The 25,250-nt window shown below is 74.9% G+C and carries 27 protein-coding genes, 4 tRNA genes and 1 riboswitch; of the genes, 20 read left to right on the forward strand and 11 right to left on the reverse strand.

What is annotated here, in order from left to right; all coding sequences use genetic code 11:
* Positions 1-8: 8 nt before the first annotated feature.
* Positions 9-1,007, reverse strand: coding sequence for an EamA family transporter RarD (rarD, locus tag AB2L27_RS09300; protein ID WP_370441204.1), 999 nt, complete (start codon positions 1,005-1,007; stop codon positions 9-11).
* A gap of 102 nt (positions 1,008-1,109) precedes the next feature.
* Here rarD and AB2L27_RS09305 point away from each other — a divergent pair, with 102 nt between their 5' ends.
* The 3 genes from AB2L27_RS09305 to AB2L27_RS09315 are packed head-to-tail and all read left to right on the forward strand — an operon-like array spanning position 1,110 to position 4,310.
* On the forward strand, positions 1,110-2,507 hold the full coding sequence (locus tag AB2L27_RS09305; protein ID WP_370441205.1) for an FAD-dependent oxidoreductase: 1,398 nt from the start codon (positions 1,110-1,112) through the stop codon (positions 2,505-2,507).
* A gap of 1 nt (position 2,508) precedes the next feature.
* Complete coding sequence (locus AB2L27_RS09310) at positions 2,509-3,312, forward strand: electron transfer flavoprotein subunit beta/FixA family protein (protein ID WP_370441206.1); 804 nt, start codon at positions 2,509-2,511, stop codon at positions 3,310-3,312.
* Positions 3,309-4,310, forward strand: a complete 1,002-nt coding sequence (locus AB2L27_RS09315; RefSeq protein WP_370441207.1) for an electron transfer flavoprotein subunit alpha/FixB family protein — start codon at positions 3,309-3,311, stop codon at positions 4,308-4,310. The genes AB2L27_RS09310 and AB2L27_RS09315 overlap by 4 nt, the downstream gene beginning before the upstream one ends.
* Before the next feature lie 4 nt (positions 4,311-4,314).
* Here the strand turns inward: AB2L27_RS09315 and AB2L27_RS09320 are convergent, their stop codons facing one another.
* Together AB2L27_RS09320 and AB2L27_RS09325 are read right to left on the reverse strand one after the other, a co-directional pair.
* Positions 4,315-5,436 (reverse strand): alpha/beta hydrolase, encoded by a 1,122-nt coding sequence (locus AB2L27_RS09320; RefSeq protein ID WP_370441208.1) that lies wholly within the window; start codon positions 5,434-5,436, stop codon positions 4,315-4,317.
* An 82-nt stretch (positions 5,437-5,518) separates the two neighbouring features.
* Positions 5,519-6,319, reverse strand: a complete 801-nt coding sequence (locus AB2L27_RS09325; RefSeq protein WP_370441209.1) for an SGNH/GDSL hydrolase family protein — start codon at positions 6,317-6,319, stop codon at positions 5,519-5,521.
* A 164-nt stretch (positions 6,320-6,483) separates the two neighbouring features.
* Positions 6,484-6,585: riboswitch (SAM riboswitch) on the forward strand.
* A gap of 15 nt (positions 6,586-6,600) precedes the next feature.
* Here AB2L27_RS09325 and AB2L27_RS09330 point away from each other — a divergent pair.
* The 3 genes from AB2L27_RS09330 (at position 6,601) to htpX (ending at position 10,256) form a co-directional block, all read left to right on the forward strand.
* Entirely contained in the window at positions 6,601-7,923 is a 1,323-nt protein-coding gene (locus tag AB2L27_RS09330) for an MFS transporter (RefSeq protein ID WP_370441317.1), read from the forward strand.
* Positions 7,920-9,284, forward strand: a complete 1,365-nt coding sequence (locus AB2L27_RS09335) for an LLM class flavin-dependent oxidoreductase (protein WP_370441210.1) — start codon at positions 7,920-7,922, stop codon at positions 9,282-9,284. The genes AB2L27_RS09330 and AB2L27_RS09335 overlap by 4 nt, the downstream gene beginning before the upstream one ends.
* 90 nt (positions 9,285-9,374) lie before the next feature.
* Positions 9,375-10,256 (forward strand): zinc metalloprotease HtpX, encoded by an 882-nt coding sequence (gene htpX, locus AB2L27_RS09340; RefSeq protein ID WP_370441211.1) that lies wholly within the window; start codon positions 9,375-9,377, stop codon positions 10,254-10,256.
* A 4-nt stretch (positions 10,257-10,260) separates the two neighbouring features.
* Here htpX and AB2L27_RS09345 read toward each other — a convergent pair whose 3' ends face one another.
* Together AB2L27_RS09345 and AB2L27_RS09350 are read right to left on the reverse strand one after the other, a co-directional pair.
* Positions 10,261-11,241, reverse strand: coding sequence for an alpha/beta hydrolase family protein (locus tag AB2L27_RS09345; RefSeq protein WP_370441212.1), 981 nt, complete (start codon positions 11,239-11,241; stop codon positions 10,261-10,263).
* Between the two features lies 1 nt (position 11,242).
* Positions 11,243-11,734: a YajQ family cyclic di-GMP-binding protein gene (locus AB2L27_RS09350; RefSeq protein WP_370441213.1), complete on the reverse strand. Its 492-nt coding sequence runs from the start codon at positions 11,732-11,734 to the stop codon at positions 11,243-11,245.
* 96 nt (positions 11,735-11,830) lie between these two features.
* On the opposite strand from AB2L27_RS09350, the gene AB2L27_RS09355 reads away from it, so the two are divergent.
* From AB2L27_RS09355 to AB2L27_RS09390, 8 genes are all read left to right on the forward strand, one after another.
* Positions 11,831-11,912: transfer RNA gene (locus AB2L27_RS09355), tRNA-Tyr, on the forward strand.
* 105 nt (positions 11,913-12,017) lie between these two features.
* Positions 12,018-12,089 (forward strand) — tRNA-Thr (locus AB2L27_RS09360).
* A gap of 28 nt (positions 12,090-12,117) precedes the next feature.
* Positions 12,118-12,190 (forward strand) — tRNA-Met (locus tag AB2L27_RS09365).
* 167 nt (positions 12,191-12,357) lie between these two features.
* Entirely contained in the window at positions 12,358-12,525 is a 168-nt protein-coding gene (gene rpmG, locus AB2L27_RS09370; RefSeq protein WP_369055894.1) for a 50S ribosomal protein L33, read from the forward strand.
* Between the two features lie 32 nt (positions 12,526-12,557).
* Positions 12,558-13,037: an FAS1-like dehydratase domain-containing protein gene (locus AB2L27_RS09375; protein WP_370441214.1), complete on the forward strand. Its 480-nt coding sequence runs from the start codon at positions 12,558-12,560 to the stop codon at positions 13,035-13,037.
* Positions 13,034-13,453, forward strand: a complete 420-nt coding sequence (locus AB2L27_RS09380; protein WP_370441215.1) for a MaoC/PaaZ C-terminal domain-containing protein — start codon at positions 13,034-13,036, stop codon at positions 13,451-13,453. Before AB2L27_RS09375 ends, AB2L27_RS09380 begins: the two co-directional genes overlap by 4 nt.
* Positions 13,450-14,703, forward strand: a complete 1,254-nt coding sequence (locus AB2L27_RS09385) for an MFS transporter (protein WP_370441216.1) — start codon at positions 13,450-13,452, stop codon at positions 14,701-14,703. The genes AB2L27_RS09380 and AB2L27_RS09385 overlap by 4 nt, the downstream gene beginning before the upstream one ends.
* Entirely contained in the window at positions 14,700-15,770 is a 1,071-nt protein-coding gene (locus AB2L27_RS09390) for a UDP-N-acetylmuramate dehydrogenase (RefSeq protein ID WP_370441217.1), read from the forward strand. Before AB2L27_RS09385 ends, AB2L27_RS09390 begins: the two co-directional genes overlap by 4 nt.
* Before the next feature lie 20 nt (positions 15,771-15,790).
* Here AB2L27_RS09390 and AB2L27_RS09395 read toward each other — a convergent pair whose 3' ends face one another.
* The 6 genes from AB2L27_RS09395 to AB2L27_RS09420 form a co-directional block, all read right to left on the reverse strand.
* Positions 15,791-16,180 (reverse strand): GntR family transcriptional regulator, encoded by a 390-nt coding sequence (locus AB2L27_RS09395; protein WP_370441218.1) that lies wholly within the window; start codon positions 16,178-16,180, stop codon positions 15,791-15,793.
* Positions 16,177-17,103, reverse strand: coding sequence for a hypothetical protein (locus tag AB2L27_RS09400; protein ID WP_370441219.1), 927 nt, complete (start codon positions 17,101-17,103; stop codon positions 16,177-16,179). Before AB2L27_RS09400 ends, AB2L27_RS09395 begins: the two co-directional genes overlap by 4 nt.
* Before the next feature lie 40 nt (positions 17,104-17,143).
* On the reverse strand, positions 17,144-18,202 hold the full coding sequence (locus AB2L27_RS09405) for an adenosine deaminase (RefSeq protein WP_370441318.1): 1,059 nt from the start codon (positions 18,200-18,202) through the stop codon (positions 17,144-17,146).
* Positions 18,203-18,338: 136 nt separating this feature from the next.
* The gene (locus AB2L27_RS09410; protein WP_370441220.1) at positions 18,339-18,968 is read right to left on the reverse strand and encodes a response regulator transcription factor; all 630 of its coding nucleotides are present in this window, start codon (positions 18,966-18,968) and stop codon (positions 18,339-18,341) included.
* Positions 18,965-20,212, reverse strand: a complete 1,248-nt coding sequence (locus AB2L27_RS09415; RefSeq protein ID WP_370441221.1) for a sensor histidine kinase — start codon at positions 20,210-20,212, stop codon at positions 18,965-18,967. Before AB2L27_RS09415 ends, AB2L27_RS09410 begins: the two co-directional genes overlap by 4 nt.
* Before the next feature lie 56 nt (positions 20,213-20,268).
* The gene (locus AB2L27_RS09420; protein ID WP_370441222.1) at positions 20,269-21,522 is read right to left on the reverse strand and encodes a pyridoxal phosphate-dependent aminotransferase; all 1,254 of its coding nucleotides are present in this window, start codon (positions 21,520-21,522) and stop codon (positions 20,269-20,271) included.
* A 115-nt stretch (positions 21,523-21,637) separates the two neighbouring features.
* On the opposite strand from AB2L27_RS09420, the gene AB2L27_RS09425 reads away from it, so the two are divergent.
* The 6 genes from AB2L27_RS09425 (at position 21,638) to rplJ (ending at position 25,248) form a co-directional block, all read left to right on the forward strand.
* A tRNA-Trp gene (locus tag AB2L27_RS09425) sits at positions 21,638-21,710 on the forward strand.
* 71 nt (positions 21,711-21,781) lie between these two features.
* On the forward strand, positions 21,782-22,015 hold the full coding sequence (gene secE / locus AB2L27_RS09430) for a preprotein translocase subunit SecE (protein WP_370441223.1): 234 nt from the start codon (positions 21,782-21,784) through the stop codon (positions 22,013-22,015).
* Between the two features lie 64 nt (positions 22,016-22,079).
* Complete coding sequence (gene nusG / locus AB2L27_RS09435; protein ID WP_370441224.1) at positions 22,080-23,024, forward strand: transcription termination/antitermination protein NusG; 945 nt, start codon at positions 22,080-22,082, stop codon at positions 23,022-23,024.
* A 171-nt stretch (positions 23,025-23,195) separates the two neighbouring features.
* Complete coding sequence (gene rplK, locus AB2L27_RS09440) at positions 23,196-23,627, forward strand: 50S ribosomal protein L11 (protein ID WP_367636821.1); 432 nt, start codon at positions 23,196-23,198, stop codon at positions 23,625-23,627.
* Between the two features lie 80 nt (positions 23,628-23,707).
* A complete protein-coding gene (rplA, locus tag AB2L27_RS09445) occupies positions 23,708-24,424 on the forward strand; it encodes a 50S ribosomal protein L1 (protein ID WP_370441225.1) in 717 nt (238 codons plus the stop codon).
* A 296-nt stretch (positions 24,425-24,720) separates the two neighbouring features.
* Complete coding sequence (gene rplJ, locus AB2L27_RS09450) at positions 24,721-25,248, forward strand: 50S ribosomal protein L10 (protein WP_370441226.1); 528 nt, start codon at positions 24,721-24,723, stop codon at positions 25,246-25,248.
* The last annotated feature ends 2 nt before the right edge of the window (positions 25,249-25,250 follow it).

Below are 25,250 nucleotides of genomic sequence, written 5' to 3' on the forward strand. Positions count from 1 at the left end.
TCCCCGGGTCAGCCGGTCGGTTCCAGGACCCGGACCCGCCGCTGGTGCCGCAGCACGTCCACCGTCAGCAGGACCAGCGCCCCCCACACCAGGCCGAAGCCGATCCACCGCGACGTGGGCATCGTCTCCCCCAGCAGCAGCGCCGCCACGAACTGCAGCACGGGGGTGACGTACTGCAGCATCCCGATGACCGTCAGCGGCACCCGGGCCGCGGCGGTGGCGAACAGCACGAGCGGCACCAGCGTCGTGGGCCCGGCCAGGACGAGCAGCGTCGTGTGCAGCGGCCCCTCGGCGGCGAAGGTCAGCCGGTCGCCCAGGACGGCCAGGGCCACCACGGCGGGCACGAGCAGGACCCCGGTCTCCACCGTCAGCCCCGTCAGCGGGTCCACCCCCGCGCCCCGGCGGGCCAGCTGGTTCTTCAGCAGGCCGTAGCTGCCGAAGGACACCGCCAGGGTCAGGGCCATCCACGGCAGCCGCCCCAGGTCGGCGGTGATGACCAGGACCGCCACCAGGCCCACCCCGATGGCCGCCCACTGCCCCGGCCGCAGCCGCTCGCGCAGCACGAGCACCCCCAGCAGCACCGTCAGCAGCGGGTTGACGAAGTAGCCCAGCGAGGCCTCCAGCACGTGCCCGGTGACGACGGCCAGGCCGTACACGCCCCAGTTCACGGCGATGACCAGCGCCGCCAGGGCCAGCAGCCCCCGCTGGGCGGGGTCGCGCAGGACGGCCAGCACCCGCGCCCAGCGGCGCAGCACCGTGACGAGGAGCACGGACAGGACGAGGGAGAAGACGATCCGCCAGGCCAGCAGCTCCACCGCGCCCGCCGAGCGCAGCGCGTGGAAGTAGAACGGGAACAGCCCCCACAGCGCGTAGCAGGCCAGGCCCGCGGCGACCCCCGTCGTACCGGCCGGGGTGCCGGGCGTCCCGTTGCGGGGCGCCGGTGGGCGGTGAACGATCCGTGTGTGCGCCGGGCGGGTTCCGCCCCTGTCCTCGTCCAGGTGGTCCACGGGGCCATCGTGACGACGGCCGTGTCGGCGCGCGGCGTTAGGCTCACCTACGCACGTTCGCTCCACCACCAGCTGCACCGACCGAGAGGGACACCGAGACCCGTGACCGATTCGAACCGTCCGCTGCGCGTCGCCGTCGTGGGAGCCGGGCCGGCCGGGATCTACGCCTCGGACATCCTCTCCAAGGCCGACCTGTCGGGCACCGGGTTCGACGGCGTCGGCATCGACCTCTTCGAGCGGCTGCCCGCGCCCTTCGGCCTCGTCCGCTACGGCGTCGCCCCCGACCACCCGCGCATCAAGCAGATCGTCGTCGCCCTGGAGAAGGTGCTCTCCCGCGGGGACATCCGGCTCCTGACGAACGTCGACTTCGGCACCGACGCGTCGCTGGAGGACCTGCAGCGGTTCTACGACGCCGTGATCTTCTCCACCGGCTCCATCGAGGACGCCCGCCTGGAGATCCCCGGCGTCGAGGCCCCCGGCAGCCACGGCGCGGCCGACTTCGTCTCCTGGTACGACGGCCACCCCGACTACCCGCGCACCTGGCCCCTGGAGGCCGAGCGCGTCGCGGTCCTGGGGGCCGGGAACGTGGCCCTCGACGTGGCCCGCATCCTCGCCAAGCACGCCGACGACCTGCTGCCGACGGAGATCCCGGACACCGTCTACGAGGCGCTGAAGGCCTCCCCGGTCACCGACGTGCACGTCTTCGCCCGCCGCGGCCCGGCGCAGGTGAAGTTCTCCCCGCTGGAGCTGCGTGAGCTCGGTCACGTCCCGGACGTCGACGTCCTCGTCGACCCGGAGGACTTCGACTTCGACGAGGGCTCCGAGCAGGCCATCGCCTCGTCCAACCAGACCCGCCAGGTCGTCAAGACGCTGACCGACTGGACCCTCAAGGAGGGGGAGTCGACGGCCTCGCGGCGCATCCACCTGCACTTCCTGCACGCCCCGGCCGAGATCCTCACCGGCGACGACGGCCGGGTCAGCGGTCTGCGGACCGAGCGCACCCGCCTGGTCGGTGACGGCACGGTCGAGGGGACCGGGGACTTCCACGACTGGGACGTCCAGGCCGTCTACCGCGCGGTGGGGTACGTCGGCTCGCCGCTGCCGGGCGTGCCGTTCGACGCGCTGGCCGGCGTCATCGCCAACCACGAGGGCCGCGTCACCGACCCCGAGGGCGGGTCCCTGCCCGGCGTCTACTGCACGGGCTGGATCAAGCGCGGTCCCGTCGGCCTCATCGGCCACACGAAGTCCGACGCCTCCGAGACGGTGCGCCACCTCGTCTCCGACGCCGCCGGGCTGTCCCGGGCGAGCGAGCCGGACCCGCAGGCCGTGCTGGACTTCCTGCGCGGCAAGGGCGTGGAGGTCCTGACCTGGACGGACTGGGAGACCCTCGACGCCTACGAGCGGTCCCTGGGCGAACCCCGCGGCCGCGAGCGCGTCAAGGTCGTCTCCCGCGAGGACATGATCGCCGCCTCGCGCCGCGCGGGCGCCGGGGAGGCCTGAGGTGCGCGTCGTCGTCTGCGTCAAGCACGTCCCGGACATCCAGCAGCCCCGGTCGCTGCGGGCCGACGGCCTGCTCGCCCGGGGCGGGGACGACGACACCCTCAACGAGCTCGACGAGGACGCCCTGGAGGCGGGTCTGCGCACGGCCGAGGCGGCCGGGTTCCCCGGCGAGGGGCACGACGTCACCGTCCTGACCGTCGGGCCGGCCGCCGCCGTCGAGGCCGTCCGCCGCGGGGTCGCCATGGGGGCCTCCGGCGCGGTGCACGTGCGCGACGACGCCGTGGCCGGCTCCGACGCGCTGACCACCGCGCGGGTCCTGGCCGCCGCCGTGGCCAAGCTGCACGCCGAGGCGCCCGTCGACGTCCTCGTGGCCGGGATGGCCGCCCTCGACGGCCTGACCTCCCTGGTCCCGGCGGCGCTCGCGGAGCTGCTGGACTGGCCCCAGCTCACCCTGGCCGACCGGATCACCGTCGCCGACGGCGTGGTGTCGGTCCGGCGCGAGACGTCCACCGACGTCGAGGAGCTCACCGCCGCGGCCCCGGCCGTGGTCTCGGTGACCGACCAGGCCTTCCGCGCCCGCTTCCCCGGCTTCAAGGGGATCATGGCCGCGCGCAAGCACCCCGTCACCACGTGGTCGCTGGCCGACCTCGGCCTGGACCCGGGCACGGTCGGCCTGCAGGCCTCCACGACGCGCGTCGTGCACGCCGCCGAACGTCCCGACCGGCCCGACCGGGTCCTCGTCACCGGGGACGCCGAGACGGTGCCGGCCCTGGTGGACTACCTGTCGCAGAAGGGTTTCGCGTGAGCGAGCAGCAGAACAGCGGACGTCCCGGCGCAGCGGTGGCCGTCCTCGTCGACCACCTCGACGGGGCCGTGCGCCCGACCGCGCTGGAGCTGCTGACCCTGGCCCGCGGGCTGGACCGGCAGGTCCACGCCGTGTGGGTGGGCTCCGAGGGTGGTGCGGAGGCCCCGGCGGCCGAGCTGGCCGCCCACGGCGCCCACGTCGTCCACGAGGTCGAGGTCGCCGGCGCCGACGCCCGGCTGACCGCCTCGGTCGTCGACGCCCTCCAGGCCGTGCTCACCGCGGTCGGGGACGTCGGGCTGCTGCTCGTGCCCTCCACCTTCGAGGGCCGTGAGGTCGCCGCCCGCCTCGCCGTCCGCACCGGCGCCGGGGTCGTCACCGGCGCCTCGGGCGTGGCCGTCGAGGACGGCCGCTGGACCGCGCGCAAGACCGTCCTGGCCGGCGGCTGGGACACCGCCTGCGCCCTCACCGGGCCGCTGGCGGTCGTCGCGCTCGCCTCGCACGCCGTGCAGGCGGTGGCCCAGGAGGCGGCGGCACCGTCCCTCGTGCGGCACACCGCCCAGGCCTCGGCCGCGGCCCGGGCCGTCACCGTCGTCTCCCGCACCCGCCGCCCCACGAGCGAGCGTCCCCCGCTGGCCGAGGCCGAGGTGGTCGTGGTCGGCGGCCGTGGCGTCGAGGGCGACTTCTCCGGCGTCGAGGAGCTGGCCGACGTCCTCGGCGGCGCCGTCGGGGCGACGCGCGTGGCCACCGACGAGGGCTGGATCGGGCACGAGGCCCAGGTCGGGCAGACCGGGGTGACGATCTCCCCGCGGCTGTACATCGGCGTGGGCGTCTCCGGCGCGGTGCACCACAAGGGCGGCATGGCGGCCTCGGCCACGGTCGTCGCGGTGAACAACGACCCTGACGCCCCGGTCTTCGAGTTCGCCGACTACGGCATCGTGGGCGACCTCACCGAGGTCCTGCCCGCCCTGACCGCCGAACTGCGCCGCCGCCGCGGCTGACCCGTCAGCCGGGCCGGGGGGCGAACCCGTCGAGGTTCTGCCCCAGCCAGGCCAGGGCCTGCGGGACGAACCCGGCCCAGATGCTCGTGCGGTGCCCGCCCTGCTGCTGGGTCACGAGCGTCACCTGCAGCGGTCCGTGCGCGGCCGCGGCCAGCGCCGAGGTCGTGGGCCAGGACAGCGCGTCGCTCCTGGAGGCCAGGGCCCACACCCGCACCGCCGGCGGGGCGGTCCGCGCCAGCGCGACGAGGTCCAGCCGGCGGCCGGCGGCGCTGCCGGTGGTGAACGGTTTCCAGTCGCCGAAGTCGGGCGTGAAGTAGCCGCCGAAGGTCATCGCCGCTCCGAACCGGTCCGGGTGCAGCATCGTCAGCTCGCCGGCGCACCACCCGCCCATCGACAGGCCCGCGGTCGCCCACGAGGAGGCCGCGCGGGCGGCGGTGTAGTGGCTCTGCACCCAGTCCGGGACGTCCGTCGCCAGCCACGTCTCCAGCTGCGGCGCACCGGGTCCGCCGTCGACGCACTCGGTGTCGCGGCCCGCGGGGACCTCCACGTCGGGGAACACCACGATGGGGGCGGCGATCTGCCGGTGGGCGACGGCCCCGTCGACCGACGGCACGACGTCCATCGCCTCCAGCCACTGCTGCGGGGTCCCCGGGTAGCCGTGGAACGCCTCGACGACGGGGTACCCGCCGGCGGGTGCGGGCTGCGTGCCGTACCCGGCGGGCAGCAGGACGAGCACCGTGCCGGTGACCCCCGACGCCGGGCCGGGTACCTGGGCGCGGAACACCCGCCCGTCGTACCCGTCGAGCCGTTCCGCCGCCGGGGCCGCGGCGGTGCCCGTCGCGGTCGTGGTCGTGGTGGTGGTGGTCGTCGTGGTCGTCGTGGTGGTCTGCGCGGACCGGGTGCCGAGGAGGTCGTCCCAGTCGGAGTACAGGCCGAACCGCGAGTTCACGACGAGGAACACCGCCACCAGGACGGTCAGGTTGACCGCGACGAGCGAGACCGCCCGGCCCAGCAGCGCCGCCACCCCCCGTCGCGCCAGCACTCGCCAGCCGGCGACGACCGCGACCAGCGCCGCGCACGCCACCGCGATGGCCACCCCCTGGGTGACCGGGCTCGACAGACCCACCGTGGAACTCCCCCCGCACCGACGGACGCCGGCGGGCGTCCCGGACGATCGTGGCCGACGGGGACCGGCGGTGGGGTCGTTCTCAGCCGATGCCCGGCGAACGTGGGGCGTGTTCGGAGGTGAGCGCCGCGAGCACGGCGTCGGCGATGGCCCGCTGGCCCCGCGCGTCCGGGTGGTCCCCGTCGTCGGCCAGCAGCGACGTGGGGTCCACGTCGCCGCGGTCGCCGTGGAAGACCGGGCGCAGCCCCACGACCGAGACCTGCCCGCCGTCGGCGGCGAGGGCCGCCGGCAGCCGGTCGTCGAAGGCGTCCGTCAGCTCCTCGTGGACGCCGCGCTGCGCGGGGGTGTACCGCGCGGCGGCGAGGTCGCCGTCCAGCCCGACGGCCCAGTAGTCCAGGACGACGATCCGGGCGCCGGTGGGCACGAGCCGGTCGACGGTGGCCGCGACGGTGGCGACGGCCCGCGCCGCGGCCGCGTCCACCTGGGCCGGGTCGGGCAGCGGGTCGTCGGTGACGAGGCCGGCCAGGTCGTTGGCCCCGGCCTGCAGGAGCACCACGTCGGTGGGGGAGACCTCCCCGAGGTGCTCGGCGGCCGCGGCGGCGACGTCGTCGGACGTGGCGCCGTCCTGCGCGAGCCGGTCGAGGCCCACGCGCCGGCCGGGCGCGGCGAGGTCGGCGGCCACGAGGACGGGGAAGGGGGAGCACGCGCACCCGGCACCCGTGGCCACGGAGTCACCGAGGGCGATGACGCGCGTCGGCCACCCGGCCCCGCCGTGGGTGGCGTCGTGGGTGCGGCCGGGGGCCGCGGCGGTCTGCTCGGGCAGGGAGGCGGCCACGCTGCCCAGCAGGAGCAGCACGACGGCCCCGGCGCGCACGGGTCTCACGCTCCGCACCGTGACACCACCACCCGTGCTCGACCCGTGCGGCGGGGGACGTCCCGGCCACCGTCGATGGTCGGCCCGGCGCGGCCCGCCCGCCACCGCGGACCCCGCCGCGCCCGCCCGGCCAGGGGTTGCGGCACCCGGTCGGAGGTGCGCTAGGTTCGGGACAGCCATCCAGAGCGACCGAGAGACCTGGCTCGTCGACGTCGCAGCAACCACCCCCCTCGACGTGAGGGAGGGGCAGGTGCTTCCGCCAGGACCGATGGGAGAACTCCGTGAGCACCCTGCAGTCCTCTGACGTCGCCGCGCGCCCCGCGGCCCGCACGGCCCGCCGTCGCGCGGCCCTCGGCAGCTTCGTCGGCACCACGATCGAGTGGTACGACTACTACCTCTACGGCACGGCCGCGGCGATCGTCCTGGGCCCGCTGTTCTTCCCCGACGTCGGCGGGGCCGTCGGCGTCGTCGCGGCCTTCGCCACCTACGCCGTCGGGTTCCTGGCCCGCCCCCTGGGGGGCGCCGTGGCCGGCCACCTCGGCGACCGGGTGGGCCGCAAGGCCGTCCTCGTCGCCTCCCTGCTCGTCATGGGCGTGTCCACCGCCGCCGTCGGGCTGCTGCCCACGCACGCGCAGATCGGGGCCTGGGCGCCGGTCCTGCTCGTGCTCTGCCGTCTGCTGCAAGGGTTCTCCGCGGGCGGGGAGTGGGGCGGGGCCGTCCTGCTGGCCGTCGAGCACGCCCCCACCGGACGCCGCGGCCTGTTCGGGGCGATCCCGCAGACGGGGTCGGCCGCGGGCATGGTCCTGGCCAGCGGGGGGTTCTGGCTGACCCGCTCCCTCACCGAGGACGACGCGTTCCTGTCCTGGGGCTGGCGGGTGCCGTTCCTGGCCAGCGCGGTCCTCGTCGTGGTCGGTCTGCTGATCCGGCTGAAGGTCACCGAGTCGCCCGCGTTCGCCGCGGTCCGCGCCGCCGAGGCCACGGCCCGCCGGCCCGTGGCCGAGGTGCTGCGGACCAACCGCCGCGGTGTCCTCGTGACGACGGGGATGCGGTTGGGGCAGAACGGGTCCTACGTCCTGTACACCGTGTTCGCGCTGAGCTACCTCGGCAGCGAGGTCCGCGCGGACGGGGCCGACGTCGGGTTGCTGGCCGTGCTCGTCGCCTCGGTGCTGAGCCTGGCCACGACCCCGTTCTGGGGCTGGCTGTCCGACCGCGTCGGCCGCCGCCCGGTCTACCTGGCCGGGTCCGTGCTCACCGCCCTGTTCGCCGTCCCGGCGTTCTGGCTCTTCGACACCGGGTCCACGGCCCTGGTCGTGGGGGCCGTCGTCGTCGCGGTGAACCTGGGCCACGACAGCCAGTACGGCGCGCAGGGCGCGTTCTTCGCCGAGCAGTTCGACGACCGCACGCGCTACAGCGGCGCCTCCCTGGGCTACTCGATCGGGGCCGTCCTCGGCGGCGGCCTGACGCCGCTGATCGCGGCCTCGCTGCTGGCCGCCGGCGGGGGATCGCCCTGGCTGGTCGCCGGCTACCTGTCGTTCCTGGCGGTGCTCACCACCGTCGCCGCCGCCTGCACGCGCGAGACCGCGCACGAGCCCCTGGAGGGTCCGACCCCGTGAAACCCCTGCGCCTGAACGCCTTCGCCATGGCCTGCGTCGGGCACCAGGCCGCCGGCCTGTGGACGCGGGCCGAGGACCGCAGCGCCGACTACCGCACCCTGCGGCACTGGACCGACCTCGCGCGGCTGCTCGAGCGCGGCGGGTTCGACGCCCTGTTCCTCGCCGACGTCCTCGGCACCTACGACGTCCACGGCGGCTCGCGCGACGCCGCCGTCCGCGCCGCCGCGCAGGTCCCCGTCAACGACCCGCTCGGTGCGGTCTCGGCGATGGCGGCGGTCACGGAGAACCTCGGGTTCGGCCTCACCGTCACCACGACGTACGAGCAGCCGTACTCCCTGGCCCGCCGGCTCACGACGCTGGACCACCTCACGCAGGGCCGGGTCGCCTGGAACGTCGTCACGGGCTACCTGGACTCCGCCGCGCGCAACCTCGGGTTCACCGCCCAGGTCGCCCACGACGAGCGCTACGACGTCGCCGAGGAGTACCTGGAGGTCTGCTACAAGCTGTGGGAGGGCTCCTGGGAGGACGGCGCCGTCGTCCGCGACGCGGCCCGCGGGGTGTACGCCGACCCGGCCAAGGTCCACGACATCGCCCACCACGGCCGGTACTTCGACGTGCCCGGGGCGTTCCTGTGCGAGCCGTCCCCGCAGCGCACCCCCGTCGTGTTCCAGGCCGGGTCCTCCCCGCGCGGGCAGCGGTTCGCGGCCCGGCACGCCGAGTGCGTCTTCGTCATCGCCCCCACCGCGGCCATCGCCCGCCGCTCGGTGGACTCGTTGCGGCGCGAGGTCGCCGAGGCCGGGCGCGACCCGCGGTCGGTCCAGGTGTACGCGGGGCTGACCGCGGTGGTGCGCAGTTCCGACGCCGAGGCCCGCGCCCTGCTGGCCGACTACCGCGAGCACGCCAGCCGGGAGGGGGCGCTCGCCCTGTTCGGCGGCTGGACCGGGGTCGACCTCGCGGGGGCGGCCCCCGGGCAGGTGCTGCAGCACGTCACGACCGACGCCAACCGCTCGGCGCTGCGCAACTTCACCGACGACCCCGACCGGGAGTGGACGGTCGAGGACCTCGCCCGCTTCGTCGCCGTCGGCGGGCGCGGCCCGGTCCTGGCCGGTTCCCCGCAGACCGTCGCCAACGAGCTGGAGGCGTTCGCGCAGGAGGCCGACGTCGACGGCTTCAACCTCATGTACGCCACGATGCCCGGGACCTTCACCGACGTCGTGGACCACCTCGTGCCCGAGCTGGCCCGCCGCGGCCGCACGGCCCCGCCCCCGGCCCCCGGGACGACCCTGCGCGAACGCCTCGGCACCGGGGACGGCCCGCGGCTGGCCGCCACCCACACCGGGGCCGGGTTCCGACGGCCCTGAGCCCGCCGCGGGCGGTGCCGGCCGCGCGGAACGCCCGGGGGGTCTGCCACGTTCATCCCCGAGGACGGGTTCTCGCGGGGAAGGGACGGAATGCACCGGCACCACAACGGCGTCAAGACCGCCGTGCTGTTCGGCGCGATCTGGGCCGTGCTGCTGCTCATCGGGGGTCTGCTGGCGTCCTCGTTCCGGGCGCCCGTGATCCTGCTGGTCTTCGTGCTCCTGGGCGTGGGCACGTCGGCCTACGGCTACTGGAACTCCGCCACGCTCGCGCTGCGCGCCATGCGGGCCCGCCCGGTCTCGGAGGCCGAGCAGCCCGCGATGTACCGGATCGTGCGGGAGCTGTCGACGAGGGCGCAGCAGCCCATGCCCCGGCTGTACGTGTCCCCGACGATGGCGCCCAACGCCTTCGCGACGGGCCGCAACCCCGAGAACGCCGCCGTGTGCTGCACCGAGGGCATCCTGCAGGTGCTCGACGAGCGCGAGCTGCGGGGGGTCCTGGGGCACGAGCTCATGCACGTCTACAACCGCGACATCCTCACGAGCTCGGTCGCGGGGGCGCTCGCCGGGATCATCACCTCCATCGCCCAGTTCGGGCTGTTCTTCGGCTCGATGCTCGGCGGCGGCCGGGACGAGGACCGGCCCAACCCGCTCGCGATGCTGCTGCTCTCGCTCGTGGCCCCGCTGGCCGCCACCGTCATCCAGCTCGCCATCTCCCGCACCCGCGAGTACGACGCGGACGAGGACGGCGCCAAGCTGACGGGGGACCCGCTGGCGCTGGCCTCGGCCCTGCGCAAGCTGGAGATGGGCACCCGCCAGCTCCCGCTGCCGCCCGAGCGCGAGCTGGTGAACTCCAGCCACATGATGATCGCCAACCCGTTCCGCGGGCAGGGGGTGGCCAAGCTGTTCGCCACCCACCCGCCCATGGCCGAGCGCATCGCGCGCCTGGAGGCGCTGGCCGGCTACCGCCGCTGAGCGCTCAGCCCAGCCGCGACTCCAGCCACGCCCGGAACGAGGCCACGAGCGGGCCGCCCGGGTCCTTGCCCGCCCCGTGGTCGGCGCCGGGGACGAGCTGTTCCTCCACGGTGTCCCCGGCGGCCCGCACGGCGTCGCAGAAGACCTCGGTCTGGGCGGGCGGGACGATCTCGTCGGCGGTGCCCGCCCCGGCCCACAGCGGCATCCCGTAGGGGGCCAGGCGCGCGGGGTCCCCGAGGGCGAACCGGTCGTCGACCTCGGCGGGGGAGCCGCCGAACACCCCCACCACGTTCGGGTCCGACCCGGCGGCCGCCGTCGGGTTCAGCACCCCCGACAGCGAGGCCGCCAGGGCCGGGGTCAGCCGCGGGTCCGCCCCCGGGGCGCCCGCCGGCAGCCCGCGCCGGGCCGCCGCCCACATCGCCAGGTGCCCCCCGGCGGAGTGCCCCACGCAGCAGACCCGGTCGACCGGCAGGGAGAACTGCGAGGCCGCCACGGTCGCGAGGTCGACGGCCGTGGCGGCGTCGGTGAACGTCGAGGGCCAGCCGCCGCCGTCCCCGTGGCCGCGGTAGTCGACGTTGAGGACGGGGTAGCCCCGCCCGACCAGGTCGCCGACGAGGGCGTTGACGTCCCGCCGGTCGAACCCGGCCTGCCAGCCGCCCCCGTGCACGACGACGAGCAGGACGTCCCGGCGCTCGCCGGTGGGCAGCCACAGGTCGCTGACCTGCCGGTGGTGCTCGCCGTAGCGGTAGACGGTCCGCTGGGTCGGGCTCAGCCCGTCCGGGACGAACGAGGGGTCGGTCCCGGCGTCGGGGGTGCCCGTCGCGGTGGGTGCTGCAGTGGGTGTCCCCGTGGGTGTCGCGGGGCCGGGGGCGGCCGGGGCGGGGTCGTCCCCGCCCGAGCAGCCGGCCAGGACGCCGCCGGCCAGGGCCAGACCGAGCAGGGTGCGCCGGTCCGGTCCCGCGGCCCGGCGGGCGTTCGCGGTCACCTCAGCGGTAGTTCACGAACTGCAGTGCGACGTCGAGGTCGGCCCCCTTGAGCAGGCTGATGACCTCCTGCAGGTCGTCGCGGCTCTTGGAGCTGACGCGCATCTCCTCGCCGGTGACCTGCGTCTTGACACCCTTGGGGCCCTCGTCGCGGATGATCTTGCCGATCTTCTTGGCCACGTCCTGCTCCAGGCCCTCCTTGAGGGTGGCGGTGATGCGGTACTCCTTGCCCGAGGGCAGCGGCTCGGAGGTGTCGAGGGCCTTCAGCGACACCCCGCGCTTGATGAGCTTGGTCTGCAGCACGTCCAGGACGGCGTTCACGCGGTCCTCGGAGCTGGCGACCATGAGGATCGACTCCCCGCTCCACCGGACGTCGGCCCCGACGCCCTTGAAGTCGTAGCGCTGGGAGATCTCCTTGGCGGCCTGGTTCAGGGCGTTGTCGACCTCCTGACGGTCGACCTTGCTGACGACGTCGAACGACGAGTCGCTGGGCACGAGGGGGGTCCTCCTGGTGTGGATCGGGATCTCGGTTACCGAGCAGTGCCTCGGGCTTGCTATCGTCTCACCCGTCACCAGCTCGCTGGTGGCACTGGCGGGTTGCCCGAGCGGCCAAAGGGAGCGGATTGTAAATCCGCCGGCGTAGCCTACGTTGGTTCGAATCCATCACCCGCCACGTCGCGAGTCGCGACCCGGTGCTCCGCGCGGAGCACCGGGTCGTGGCGTGTAAGGTCGTCACCGGCCGCGCACGCGGCAGCACGACCAGCAACATCGCAGCACTGCCCCGATAGCTCAGTGGTAGAGCACTTCCTTGGTAAGGAAGAGGTCTCGAGTTCAATCCTCGATCGGGGCTCGCAGCCGGCGGCCTCCGCCGGACGCACGGCGGGGTAGCTCAGTTGGTAGAGCAAGCGGCTCATAATCGCTGTGTCGCCGGTTCAAGTCCGGCCCTCGCTACAGCCCACGACGCGCTCCGAGCGGTCACCGATCCGGTGGCCGCTCGTCGCGCGTCCGGGCGGCGTGCGCGCATCGCGTACCCTGGTAGGCAGTTCGGCGGAGCAGTCCTGGACACCGCCCGCAGTTGACGACACGCAGTCGCAGAGACCGAGGAAGAGGCACCCGCCGTGGCCAAGACCACCGACGTCCGCCCGAAGATCACCATGGCTTGCACCGAGTGCAAGGAGCGGAACTACATCACGAAGAAGAACCGGCGGAACGACCCCGACCGCCTGGACCTGGCGAAGTTCTGCCCGCGCTGCGGCCGCAAGACCACGCACCGCGAGACCCGCTGACCCTCTCGTCCCGGGAGGGGAGCCGCACCGCCGTGACCGTCACCGTCGACGAGTCCTTCGCGGGGCGCGTCTACCCGTCCACCGGAACGACCCTGGTGACCGCCGACGCGGTCCGGGCCTTCGCCCGGGCCGTGCGGGCGGCCCACCCCAGCCACCACGACGCCGGCGCGGCGCGGGCGGTCGGACACGCCGACGTGGTCGCCCCCCCGACGTTCGCCGTCACCCTCGCCCAGGCCGCCGAGCAGCAGTTCGTCGCCGACCCGGCCGCGGGCATCGACTTCTCCCGCGTCGTGCACGGCGAGGAGCGCTTCACCCACCACCGCCCGATCGTGGCCGGCGACGAGGTGGCCGCCGAGCTGCACGTCGACCGCGTCCGCGTCGTGCGCGGCAACGCGATGGTCACCACCCGCACCGAGCTCACCCTCGCCGACGGCACCCCGCTGACCACGGTGGTCTCGATGCTCGTCGTGCGCGCCCCCGAGGCGGCCCCCGAGGCGGAGGTCCCCGCGTGAGCACCGACGAGCGCGTCGAGGTCGGCACCGAGCTGCCGACCGCCCGCTACGAGCTGTCCCGCGAGGACCTGCGCGCCTACGCCGAGGCCTCCGGGGACCGCAACCCCATCCACCTCGACGAGGCGACGGCCCGGTCGGTCGGGCTGCCCGACGTCATCGCCCACGGGATGCTGACGATGGGCCTGGCGGGCACCGTCGTGGCCGACTGGGTCGGCGACCCCGCCCGGGTCCTGTCCTACGGCACGAAGTTCACCGCCCCGGTCGTCGTGCCGGCCGGGGCCCCGGCCGTGGTCGAGGTCGCCGGCACCGTCGTCGGGCTCGACGCGGCCGCCGGCACCGCCGAGGTCGACCTGGTCGTCACCAGCGGGGACGAGAAGGTCCTCACCCGGGCGCGCGCCGTCGTCGCGCTCCGGTGACCGCCCCGGCCACCCCGCTCGCCCCCGCCACCGCGGCCCTGCGGGCGCGGACGGCCGTGCACGCGACGTTCGTCCTCAACGGCGTCTTCATGTCGGCGTGGGTGTCCCGCATCCCCTCGGTCCGCGACACCCTCGGGCTGTCCAACGGCGGCATGAGCCTCCTGCTGCTGGCGTTCTCCCTCGGCTCGGTCGTCGCGATGCCGCTGGCCGGGGCCGTCGTGCTCCGCGTCGGGCCGGCCCGCACGGTGTTCCTGGGGGCGGTGGCCGTCGCGGCGGGGCTGGCGGTCGTGGCCGCCTCGGTCGACGGCGCCGGGCTCCTCGCCCCGGCCGCCCTGGGGTTGTTCGTCGCCGGCGCCGGCACGGCGAGCTGGGACGTCGCGATGAACGTCGAGGGCTCGGCCGTCGAGCGGCGGCTGGACCGCTCGATCATGTCCCGCTTCCACGCCGCGTGGAGCCTGGGGACGGTGGTCTCCGCCGGTCTCGGGGTCCTGCTGCTGCGGTTCGGCGTCCCGACCTGGGCCCACCTGGCGGGGGTCGCCGTCCTGGCGGTCGCGGGGACGGCGGTCACCACCCGCTCCTACCTCGCGGGTGCGGCCGTGCCGGGGGAGGGGCGGGAACGGCCCGCGGGCAGCATCACCCTGCGCCAGGCCTGGCGGGAGCCGCGCACCCTCGTCATCGGCGTCCTGGTGCTGTGCACGGCCTTCGTCGAGGGGACCGCCAACGACTGGCTGGCCCTGGGCATCGTCGACGGCCACGACGCCGCCCACTCGGTGGGCGTGGCGGGCTTCACCGTCTTCGTCGTCGCCATGACCGTGGGCCGGCTCAGCGGCCCCTGGCTGCTGGAGACGTTCGGACGGGTCCGGACCCTGCGCACCAGCGCCGCGGTCGCGGCCGTCGGCATCGCCACCTTCGTGCTGTCCCCGACCGTGGGCGTGGCGATGGCCGGGGCCCTGCTGTGGGGGCTGGGCACGGCCCTGGGCTTCCCCACGGGCATGAGCGCGGCCGGGGACCAGGAGGTCAACGCCGCCGTCCGGGTCAGCGTGGTCTCCTCCGTGGGCTACGCCGCCTTCCTCGCCGGTCCGCCGCTGCTGGGGCTGCTGGCCGACCACGTCGGGGTCACGACCGCGGTGACCGCCGCGGCCGTCGCCGCCGTCGTGGGGCTGTTCGTCGCCTCGGCCGCCGCCCCGCACGCCGAGGGCACCGCCCTCGGCTCGGCCCGCCGCCGCCCGGAGGGCAAGCTGTCCTCGTGACCACCACGCTCGCCGACCTCACCACCCTGCGCGTCGGGGGACCGGCCCGCCGCCTCGTCCGGGCCCGCACCGAGGCGGAGCTGGTGACGGCCGTCCGGGAGGCCGACGACGCCGGGGAGCCGCTGCTCCTGCTGGCCGGGGGGTCCAACCTCCTCGTCGCGGACACCGGCTTCGACGGCACCGTCGTCCACGTCGCCACCGAGGGTCTGCAGGTGGCCTCGGAGGACGCCTGCGGGGGCGGGATCGTCACCGTCGCCGCCGGTCACACGTTCGACGACTTCGTCGCCACGGCCGTCGAGCGCGGCTGGGCCGGGGTCGAGGCCCTGTCCGGCATCCCCGGCAGCGTCGGGGCGACCCCCGTGCAGAACGTCGGCGCCTACGGCCAGGACATCGCCCAGACGGTCGAGACCGTCCGCACCTGGGACCGGGTCGAGCGCCGGCAGCGCACCTTCGTCGCGGCCGAGCTGGAGTTCGGCTACCGCACGTCGCTGCTGAAGCGCTCGCGCGTGGCCCTGCACGGTGCGCACCCCGAGAGCCGCTACGTCGTCCTGGCCGTCACCTTCCAGTTCCCGCTGCGCGCGCACGGCTCGCCGGTGCGCTACCCCGAACTGGCCCGTCGCCTCGGCGTGCAGGTGGGCGACCTGGCCCCGGCCCGCGACGTCCGCCGCGCGGTGCTGGAGCTGCGGGCGGGCAAGGGGATGGTCTGGGACCCGGACGACCGCAGCGACCACGACACCTGGAGCGCGGGGTCGTTCTTCACCAACCCCGTGCTGGCCCCGGACCAGGCCGACGCCCTGCCCGCCGACGCCCCGCGGTTCCCGGCCGACGGCGGCCTGGTCAAGACGTCCGCGGCCTGGCTCATCGACCGCGCCGGGTTCGGCAAGGGTTTCGGCGCCCCCGGCCCGGCGACCCTGTCGACCAAGCACACCCTGGCCCTGACCAACCGCGGGTCCGCGACCGCCACCGACCTCCTGGACCTGGCCCGGACGGTGGCCGACGGTGTCGAGCAGGCGTTCGGCGTGCGGCTCGTCAACGAGCCCGTGCTGGTGGGGGCCTCGCTGGACTGACGGGGCTCAGCCGACGGGGTTCAGCCGACGGTGCGCCGGGACCGGCCCACCGAGTCCAGGGCCGCGCGCACGACGTCCAGCGCCTGGTCGGGGGTCAGCCCCGAGCTGAGGGCCCGCTCCACGAACCCCTCCGCGGCCCACCGCACGTCCTCCTCCACGCTCACCCCGGCCGCGACGACGGTCCCCGTCCGCCGCCGGGAGACGACCGTGCCGACGAGTTCGAGCTCCCGGTAGGCCCGCTGCACCGTCCCCACGGCCAGGCCGAGGTCCGCCGCGAGCGCCCGCGCCGCGGGGAGCCGGTCGCCCTCGCGCAGCGCACCGGTCGTCACGAGGGTCGTGACCTGCTCGCGCAGCTGCTCGTAGGCCGGGACGGCCGAGGCCGTGTCGACGAGGACGCGCAGCTCGCTCACGCCGGCACCGTCGCCGGGGCCGCCCGCGGCAGTCCGCGCGCCGGGACGAGCAGGACCGCCAGGGCCAGGAGCAGCAGCGGGACGCCCGCCAGCGCGACGCCCGCCGAGACGGCGTCGAGGACGGGCGACAGGCCCGTGCCCCCCTCCACCACGCGACCGCTCACCTCGACGCTCCAGGACCCGCCCACCCGGTGCGCGGCGGTCCCGCCCACGACGACCAGGGCCGCGGTGGTCGCCAGCAGCGCCGCCGTCGTGACCCGCAGGGCGCGGTGGGCGGCGGCCCGGCGCAGCGTCCCGTCCGTCGCCGCGTCGGCGGCGGGGACGGCCGGTCGCCGGGGGACCTGGAGGAGGACGGCCACGGTGAGGACGACGGCCAGGGCGGACGCGAGGGCGATCGGGGCCGCGTAGTGGGCGCCGGGGAAGGGGCTGGCGCTGGCCGAGCTCACGGCGTCGTGCACGGAGATCGCCCGGCCGGAGTCGTCGGCGAGCGCCGTGCCGGCGACGCAGACGGCCCAGAGCAGCCCGCCGGCCACGGCGAACAGCACGACCAGCCCGCGCGGGGCGTCCTGCCGGACGGTCCGCACGACCAGTCGCGCGGACCGCAGCCGCTGCGCCGGCCGCGGCCAGGTGAGCTCGCCGGCCAGGAGGACCCCGGCGTGCAGGGCGGCCGCGGCCAGCGGTGCGACGGCCACGAGCTGCGTGCGGGGCAGGGAGGTCGGGGGCAGGGCGAGACCGGCGACGAGCAGCGCGACCGCGAGGGCGAGCGCCGTCCCGGCGACGACCGTGCCCCGGCGCCGGGCCCGGGCCACCGGGGCGGTGAGGTCCCTCGACGGCACGTGTCGGACGAGCAGCACGCACCCCACGACGAGTCCGCCGAGGAGCAGGATCGTCAGGGGGAGGGCGAGGACGAGCGGTCCGAACACGGCGACCTCCAGGACTCAATGAATCAACTCATTGAGTCAATCACACCGGGACGTCCCGCGTCGCCCGTTCCGCTGACCCGGCGGGCTGCGCCAGCCAGTCGTCCACGGCCGCGTGCAGCTCCGCCTTCGTCGCGCCCGGTGCTCGCGAGGCGCTGATCGACGCCTTCGCCAGCCCGGCCAGCCCCTCGTCGTCGAAGCCGTGGTCCTCGCGGGCGCTGCGGTACTGCGCGGCCAGCCGCGGCCCGAACAGCAGCGGGTCGTCCGCCCCCAGGGCGACCGTTGCGCCCGCGGACACCAGCTGCCGCAACGGGACCCGCGGCAGGTCGGGGTAGACGCCGAGGGAGACGTTGCTCGTCGGGCACACCTCCAGGGCGATGCCGGCGTGGACCAGCCGCTCCAGCACCGCCGGGTCCTCACCGCTGCGCACCCCGTGCCCGAGCCGGTCCGGGCGCAACGCCCCCAGCGTCGTCTCGACGTGCCGCGGGCCCAGCAGCTCACCGGAGTGCGGCACGCACGCCAGCCCCGCGGCCCGGGCGATGTCGAAGGCCCCGGCGAACTCGGCCGTGTCCCCGCGCCGCTCGTCGTTGGACAGCCCGAACCCCACGACCGTGCCCGCCCCGTCCCCGGCGTGCCGGGCCGCCAGCCGGGCCAGGGTCCGGGCGTCCAGCGGGTGCCGGACGCGGCTGGCGGCCACGACGACCGCGACCTGCGTGCCGGTGAGGGCCGTGGCGTCGCGCGCGGCCTGCAGGACGATCTCCAGGGCTGGGGTGATGCCGCCGACGTGCACGGCGTAGGACGTCGGGTCGACCTGCAGCTCCAGCCACCGCGAGCCCTCCGCGGCGTCGTCGGCGGCCGCCTCCAGGACGATGCGCCGCATGTCGTCCGCGGTCCGCACGCAGGCGCGCGCGGCGTCGTAGAGCCGCTGGAAGCGGAACCATCCGCGGGCGTCGGGGGACAGCGTGATCATGGTCTGGGAGCTCAGCGTCGCGGGCAGCCGGATGCCGTGCCGCTGCGCGAGCTCGAGCAGCGTCGAGGTCCGCATCGACCCGGTGAAGTGCAGGTGCAGGTGGGCCTTGGGGAGGGTCTCGACCGCGCGCATCACGCTCCGTGAGTCTGCCAGCACAGCCGGCTCCGCGCGGGGTCGGAGGGGCCCTGGTGGAACGCCTCGGTGGCCCCGTGAGGTCGATGATCGGCCGCGTGGGGCCAACGAGGTCGACCTCGCGCCCCTGCGCGCATCACGCGGGGGGCGAGAGCAGCCCCCGCCGCAGCGCCACGGTCACCGCGTGCGTCCGGTCGTCCACCCCGAGCTTGGCGAAGACGCGCAGCAGGTGCGTCTTGACCGTCGCCTCACCGATGAACAGCTCGCGCCCGATCTCGGCGTTCGTCGCCCCGCGGGCGACGGCGCCCAGCACGTCCAGCTCGCGCGGGGTGAGCGTCTCCTGGGCCGGGGCCCGCAACCGCGCCGCGAGCCGGGCGGCCACCGGTGGCGCCAGGACCGTCTCGCCCCGCGCGGCCGCGCGCACCGCGGCCACGAGGTCGGCGAGCGGGGTGTCCTTGAGCAGGTACCCCGTGGCACCCGCCTCCACGGCCCGCACGATGTCGGTGTCCGTCTCGTACGTGGTCAGCACGAGCACGCGCACCGACGGGTGCTCCCGCCGGATCCGCCCGGTCGCGCCGGCGCCGTCGAGTCCGGGCATCCGCAGGTCCATGAGGACCACGTCCGGGGCCAGCGCGGCGACGAGCCGCAGGGCCTGCAGCCCGTCCTCGGCGCTGCCCACGACCTCCAGGTCGTCGGTGGTGGCCAGCAGCGCCTCGATGCCGCCGCGGACGACCGGGTGGTCGTCCACCACCAGCACCCGGGTCACCGCGCGCTCCCGGTGGTGTCCCCGGTGGTGTCCCCGCCGGGTGTGGTCGGCACGGCGATCCGCACGCGGGTCCCTTGCCCGCGCTGCCCGGCCACCTCGACCGCTCCGCCGGCCTCCTGCACGCGCCGGCGCATCCCGGCCAGGCCGAAGCCGTGCCCGCCGGTCAGGTCGGCCGCCTCGACCCCCACGCCGTCGTCGCGCACCTCCAGGGACGCGCTGCCGTCCGCGCTGGAGAGCAGCACCTGCGCCCGGCGGGCCCCGGCGTGCTTGCGCACGTTGGCCAGGGCCTCCTGCGCCGCGCGCAGCAGCACCACCTGCTGGGCCTGCGGGAGCGTCACCGGGTCCTGACCGGTCACCACGACGTCCACCCGGACGCCGCTCTCGCGCGAGACCCGGTCGGCGAGCCGGCGCAGGGCCTCGGCGAGCGTGTCCGCGTCCTCCAGGCCGACGGGGCTCATGGCGGCCACGAGCGTGCGGGCCTCGGCCAGCCCGGACCGGGCGGCGTCCTCGATGAGGCCCAGGGCCCGCCGGGTGGGTTCCTCCCGCGCGAGGGTGGCCGCGGACGCGGCGAGCAGGACGATGCCGGTGAACCCCTGGGCGAGGGTGTCGTGGATGTCGGCGGCCATCCGCGCGCGTTCGGCCGCGACCCCCGCGTCGTGGTGCGCCGCAGCCAGTTCGGCCCGGGTCGCCTCCAGCTCGGCGATGAGCTGGGCCCGGTCCGCGCTCTGCTCGACGACGAAGGAGATCCACACCCCGAGCACGCAGGTGAACCCCACGGACACGAGCATGGACACGGCGATGTCCACCGTGGCGACCGTGGGCCCGTACCCGGCGGCCATCCCGACGAGCCCGGCCAGCGCGGTCGCGACCGTCCACAGCACGCCCTCGCGGCGGGTGTCGGTGAGGAACCACGTCTGCGGGAAGGCGATGAACAGCAGGAAGCTCAGCTGCGGGTCGGCGGCGTAGGCCCCGCACAGCCCGACGACGGCGACCGCCAGGTACGCCCGGGCCCGCCAGTCGCGCCGACGGGCCCCGGGCACGGCGAGGAGGCCGTAGGCGAGCGCGACGACCCCGACGGCCAGCGCGGCGAGGCCGGCGTCGGGGTCGGGGGAGGTGAGCAGGACGACCCCGGCGATGACGACGAACAGGCCGAAGGCCCCGTGCCACCCGGGCACGCTGCGCACCCACCACGACCCCGCGCTCTGCGGGCCCGTGGCCGACCAGCGCTCCCGGGGTGTCGGCACGGTCCTCATGGTGCCGCCCGCGCGCCCGTCACCGGGGGACCCGGGGGGACGTCGCCTCAGCGCACCTCGGCCAGCAGCCGCTGGACCCGCTCGACGCCGGTGACGAGGTCGGCGTCGGACAGGGCGTAGGACAGGCGCAGGAACCCGCTGGGCCCGAACGCCTCACCCGGCACGACCGCGACCTCGGCCTCGGTGAGGATCAGCTCGGCCAGGCGCGCCGAGGAGGTGATCTCGTGCCCCCGCAACGTCCTGCCGATGAGGCCCTCGACGCTGGGGTAGGCGTAGAAGGCGCCCTGCGGCAGCGGGCAGTCCACGCCCTCGATCGCGTCGAGCATCGAGACCATCGTGCGGCGGCGCCGGTCGAAGGCCTCGCGCATCTGCGCCACCGCCGTCAGGTCGCCGGTGAGGGCCTGCACGGCCGCGCGCTGGGAGACGTTGGCGACGTTGGAGGACAGGTGGGACTGCAGGTTGCCCGCGGCCCCGACGACGTCGGCGGGGGCGATCATCCAGCCCACCCGCCAGCCCGTCATGGCGTACGTCTTGGCCACGCCGTTGAGGACGATCGTGGTGTCGGCGAGCTCGGGGACCTCCACGGGCATCGAGGCCGCGCGCACGCCGTCGTAGACGAGGTGCTCGTAGATCTCGTCGGTGACGACCCAGACGCCGTGCTCCAGGGCCCAGTGCCCGATGGCCCGGACCTCCTCGGGCGCGTAGACGGCGCCCGTGGGGTTGGAGGGGGAGCAGAACAGCAGCGCCTTGGTGCGGGGGGTGCGCGCCGCCTCGAGCTGGTCGACGGTCACCTTGTAGCCGGCCTCGAGCCCGGCGAACACCTCCACCGCCACCCCGCCGGCCAGCCGGGCCGCCTCGGGGTAGGTGGTCCAGTACGGCGCCGGCAGCAGCAGCTCGTCGCCCGGGTCCAGGATCGCCGCGAACGCCTCGTAGACGGCCTGCTTGCCGCCGTTGGTCACGAGGACCTGCCCGGGGGAGACCTCGTACCCGGAGTCGCGCAGCGTCTTGGCCGCGATCGCCTCCTTGAGGGCGGGCAGCCCCCCGGCCGGGGTGTAGCGGTGGTTGGCGGGGTCCTGGCAGGCCGCGACGGCCGCGTCCACGACGGCCTGGGGGGTGGGGAAGTCCGGCTCGCCCGCGCCGAAGCCGATGACAGGCCGGCCCGCCGCCTTCAGCGCCTTCGCCTTCGCGTCCACCGCGAGGGTCGCGGACTCGGCGATGCCGCCGACGCGGGCCGAGACCCGCGACCGGGCCTGCTCGGGGGCGGTGGGCTGGGGACTCGTCTGCGCGGTCACGCGGGTCATCCTCCCACCCTCCCCGGGGGGACGGTTCGACTCACGGGGCCGCCGTCACCTATGGTGGTCCCGGCGGTCCCCGTACCGCTGCGGTGGAACGCGCCTCACGGCGGGTGATCCGCGAAGGGCAGTGGCGCAATTGGTAGCGCACCGGTCTCCAAAACCGGCGGTTGTGGGTTCGAGTCCCTCCTGCCCTGCGAGCACCACCCGCGGGCCGGCCTCCCGGTCCGCGTTCCCAGGAGGCGAGCACAGGAGCGGGGCGGCCGACGTGAGCCAGACGACGAAGGCCGTGGTCGATCCCGGCGAGTCCAAGCGGCGCACCGGTCTCGTCCTGTTCCTGCGGCAGGTCGTCGAGGAGTTGCGCAAGGTCGTCTGGCCGAGCCGCCGGGACCTGCTGAGCTACACCGGCGTCGTCCTCGTCTTCGTCGTGGCGATGATGCTCTTCGTCTCCTTGCTGGACTACGGCATCGGCAAGCTCATCCTGCTGGTGTTCGGGTCCTGACGAGCGTCGTCGCGGCCCCACCTGGGGGCGCGTCAGTCCCGAACCCAAGGAAGCAGGTCAGCACGTGTCGGAGCAGTGGGGTCGTCCCTCGGACGACGACCGGTCGGACGAGCCGTTCGACGCGACCCAGTCCTACGACGCCGAGGACGTCCGCGACGACGCCGCGGCGGACGTCGAAGCCGACGACGAGCAGTCCGCTGACACCCCCGACGCCCCCGTGGGCGACGCCCTCGGTGCGCCCGAGGCGCAGACGGCCGGCGCGCAGACCGGCGACCTGACCGCCGAGGCCGACGACGTGCTGACGGACGACGCGCCGACGGACGACGTGCCGGCGCAGGACGCGGCCGCCGAGGAGGCGCCGGGCGAGGCACTGGACCCCGGCGAGGGCGACGTCGACGAGGCCGAGGAGTTCCGCAAGAAGCTGCGGCGCATGCCCGGTGAGTGGTTCGTCATCCACTCCTACGCCGGGTACGAGAACCGCGTGAAGACCAACCTCGAGACGCGCATGACGTCCCTCAACATGGAGGACTACATCTTCCAGGTCGAGGTGCCCATGGAGGAGGTCGTCGAGGTCAAGAACGGCCAGCGCAAGAACGTGCGCCGCGTCCGCATCCCCGGGTACGTCCTCGTCCGCATGGACCTGACGGACGAGTCGTGGGGCGCCGTGCGGCACACCCCCGGCGTCACCGGTTTCGTGGGCAACACCCACCAGCCCGTCCCGCTGTCCCAGGACGAGATCTTCTCGATGCTCGCCCCGGCGCTGACCCCTACGCCGCAGGCGGGGGAGAAGGCCTCCACCGGTGGCGGCGGCACCGCCACCGCGGCGCCGACGAAGGTCGTCGACTTCGAGGTCGGCGAGTCGGTCACCGTCATGGAGGGCCCCTTCGAGACGCTCCCGGCGACGATCTCGGAGATCTCCGCGGACCGCCAGAAGCTCACCGTCCTGGTGTCGATCTTCGGCCGCGAGACCCCCGTCGAGCTCAACTTCAACCAGGTCGCCAAGATCTGAGGCGCCCCGCGCGAGCGAACCCCCTGCCCCGCACCGGGTCAGGGGGTTCGCCGCGTTCGGTGGCGGTACCGGTGCCGCCGGCGTCGTAGACTGGACGACGGCCTCCAACCACTCGTCGCCCGATCCGCGGGCACCGAAGGGCCGTTCACGCACCCGAGGAAGGGATCGCTCATGCCCCCCAAGAAGAAGGTCGCCGGGCTCATCAAGCTCCAGATCAAGGCCGGCCAGGCGACCCCGGCCCCGCCGATCGGCCCCGCGCTCGGTCAGCACGGCGTGAACATCATGGAGTTCTGCAAGGCGTACAACGCCCAGACCGAGGCCCAGCGCGGCAACGTCATCCCGGTCGAGATCACGGTGTACGAGGACCGCTCGTTCACCTTCATCACCAAGACCCCGCCGGCCGCCGAGCTCATCAAGAAGGCCGCCGGCGTCGACAAGGGGTCGGGCGAGCCGCACGTGAAGAAGGTCGCCAACCTCACCCAGGCCCAGGTGCGCGAGATCGCCGAGCAGAAGCTCCAGGACCTCAACGCCAAGGACGTGGACATGGCCGCCCGCATCATCGCCGGCACCGCCCGCTCCATGGGCATCACCGTCTCCGACTGAGCACCCGCTCGGCCGGTCCCCCAGTGGCAGGGCCGCGCGCGGCCCGTCCGACCACGACCTCCCGCAACGAAGGAGCAGCAGTGAAGCGCAGCAAGGCCTACCGCGCCGCCGTCGAGAAGATCGACGGCGACGAGCTCTACGCCCCCCTCGACGCCGTGAAGCTGGCGCGCGAGACCTCCACCGTGAAGTACGACGCGACCGTCGAGGTCGCGTTCCGCCTCGGGGTGGACCCGCGCAAGGCCGACCAGATGGTCCGCGGCACCGTCAACCTGCCCCACGGCACCGGCAAGACCGCCCGCGTGCTGGTCTTCGCCGTCGGTGACCGCGCCGCGCAGGCCGAGGCCGCCGGCGCCGACATCGTCGGTGGCGACGAGCTCATCGACGAGGTGGCCAAGGGCCGCCTCGACTTCGACGCCGCCGTCGCGACGCCGGACCTCATGGGCAAGGTCGGCCGTCTGGGCAAGGTGCTGGGCCCCCGCGGCCTCATGCCGAACCCGAAGACGGGCACCGTGACCATGGACGTGGCCAAGGCCGTCACGGAGATCAAGGGCGGGAAGATCGAGTTCCGCACCGACAAGCACGCCAACCTGCACTTCATCATCGGCAAGGCGTCCTTCGACGACACCCAGCTCGTCGAGAACTACGGGGCCGCCCTCGACGAGGTGCTGCGCCTGAAGCCGTCCTCCTCCAAGGGCCGCTACCTGCGCAAGGCGACGATCACCACGACGATGGGCCCCGGCATCCCCGTGGACCCGGCCCTGACCCGCAACCTCACGGGCGAGGCCACCACCGCCTGAGAGCGGCCGGCAGCACCGTCCGCAGGGGCGGGATCCCACCGAGGGGTCCCGTCCCTGCGGCGTTCCCGTGGTCGGCAGCACCCCGGGGCGGCGTGTACGCTGGAGGAGTACCGAAGACCGCCGGTCGCCGCCTCCTCCGGGGAGCGGCCGAAGGCCCCGTGCACACGGGCGACCTGCGCAGGTGAGCATCAGCTTCGAAGTCTCGACTGTCGACGCCCCGTGCCGCGCCTGCGCCGGGGCGTTTCGTGCGTCCAGGGCCCGACCGGCCCCCCCGAGACGAAGGAAGGAGGGCACCCGTGCCGAAGCCCAGGAACATCGCGGCCGTGAAGCAGCTCACGGCTCTGTTCGAGGCGTCCAACGCCGCCGTGCTCACCGAGTACCGGGGGTTGTCCGTCGCGCAGATCACCAACCTGCGCCGGGCGCTGGGTCCTGACACGACCTACGCGGTCCTCAAGAACACGCTGACCAGCATCGCTGCGAAGGAAGCCGGCGTCACGGCTTTCGAGGGGCAGCTGTCCGGCCCTTCCGCGATCGCCTTCATCACCGGTGACCCGGTGGAGGCGGCCAAGGGTCTGCGTGACTTCGCGAAGGCCAACCCCCAGCTGATCGTCAAGAGCGGCATGCTCGACGGTCGCGCCATCAGTGCCGCTGAGGTCACGGCCCTGGCCGACCTGGAGAGCCGCGAGGTCCTCCTGGCCAAGGTCGCCGGTGTCCTCAAGGCGTCCCAGTCCAAGGCCGCGTCGCTGTTCCAGGCGCCGCTGTCGAAGACCGTCCGCACCGTGGAAGCGTTGCGGGAGAAGCAGGTCGGTTCCGAAGCCGCCTGACC

Origin of the sequence: Kineococcus halophytocola (assembly GCF_041276425.1) — a bacterium.
Lineage (GTDB): Bacteria > Actinomycetota > Actinomycetes > Actinomycetales > Kineococcaceae > Kineococcus > Kineococcus halophytocola.

Coding starts and splice junctions, on each gene's coding strand:
- AB2L27_RS09405 (WP_370441318.1), bottom strand. CDS start 18,202: ATGCGCGCGGTCGAGACCCTCCCCAAGGCCCACCTGCACCTGCACTTC.
- rplK (WP_367636821.1), top strand. CDS start 23,196: ATGCCCCCCAAGAAGAAGGTCGCCGGGCTCATCAAGCTCCAGATCAAG.
- AB2L27_RS09420 (WP_370441222.1), bottom strand. CDS start 21,522: ATGACCCGCGTGACCGCGCAGACGAGTCCCCAGCCCACCGCCCCCGAG.
- htpX (WP_370441211.1), top strand. CDS start 9,375: ATGCACCGGCACCACAACGGCGTCAAGACCGCCGTGCTGTTCGGCGCG.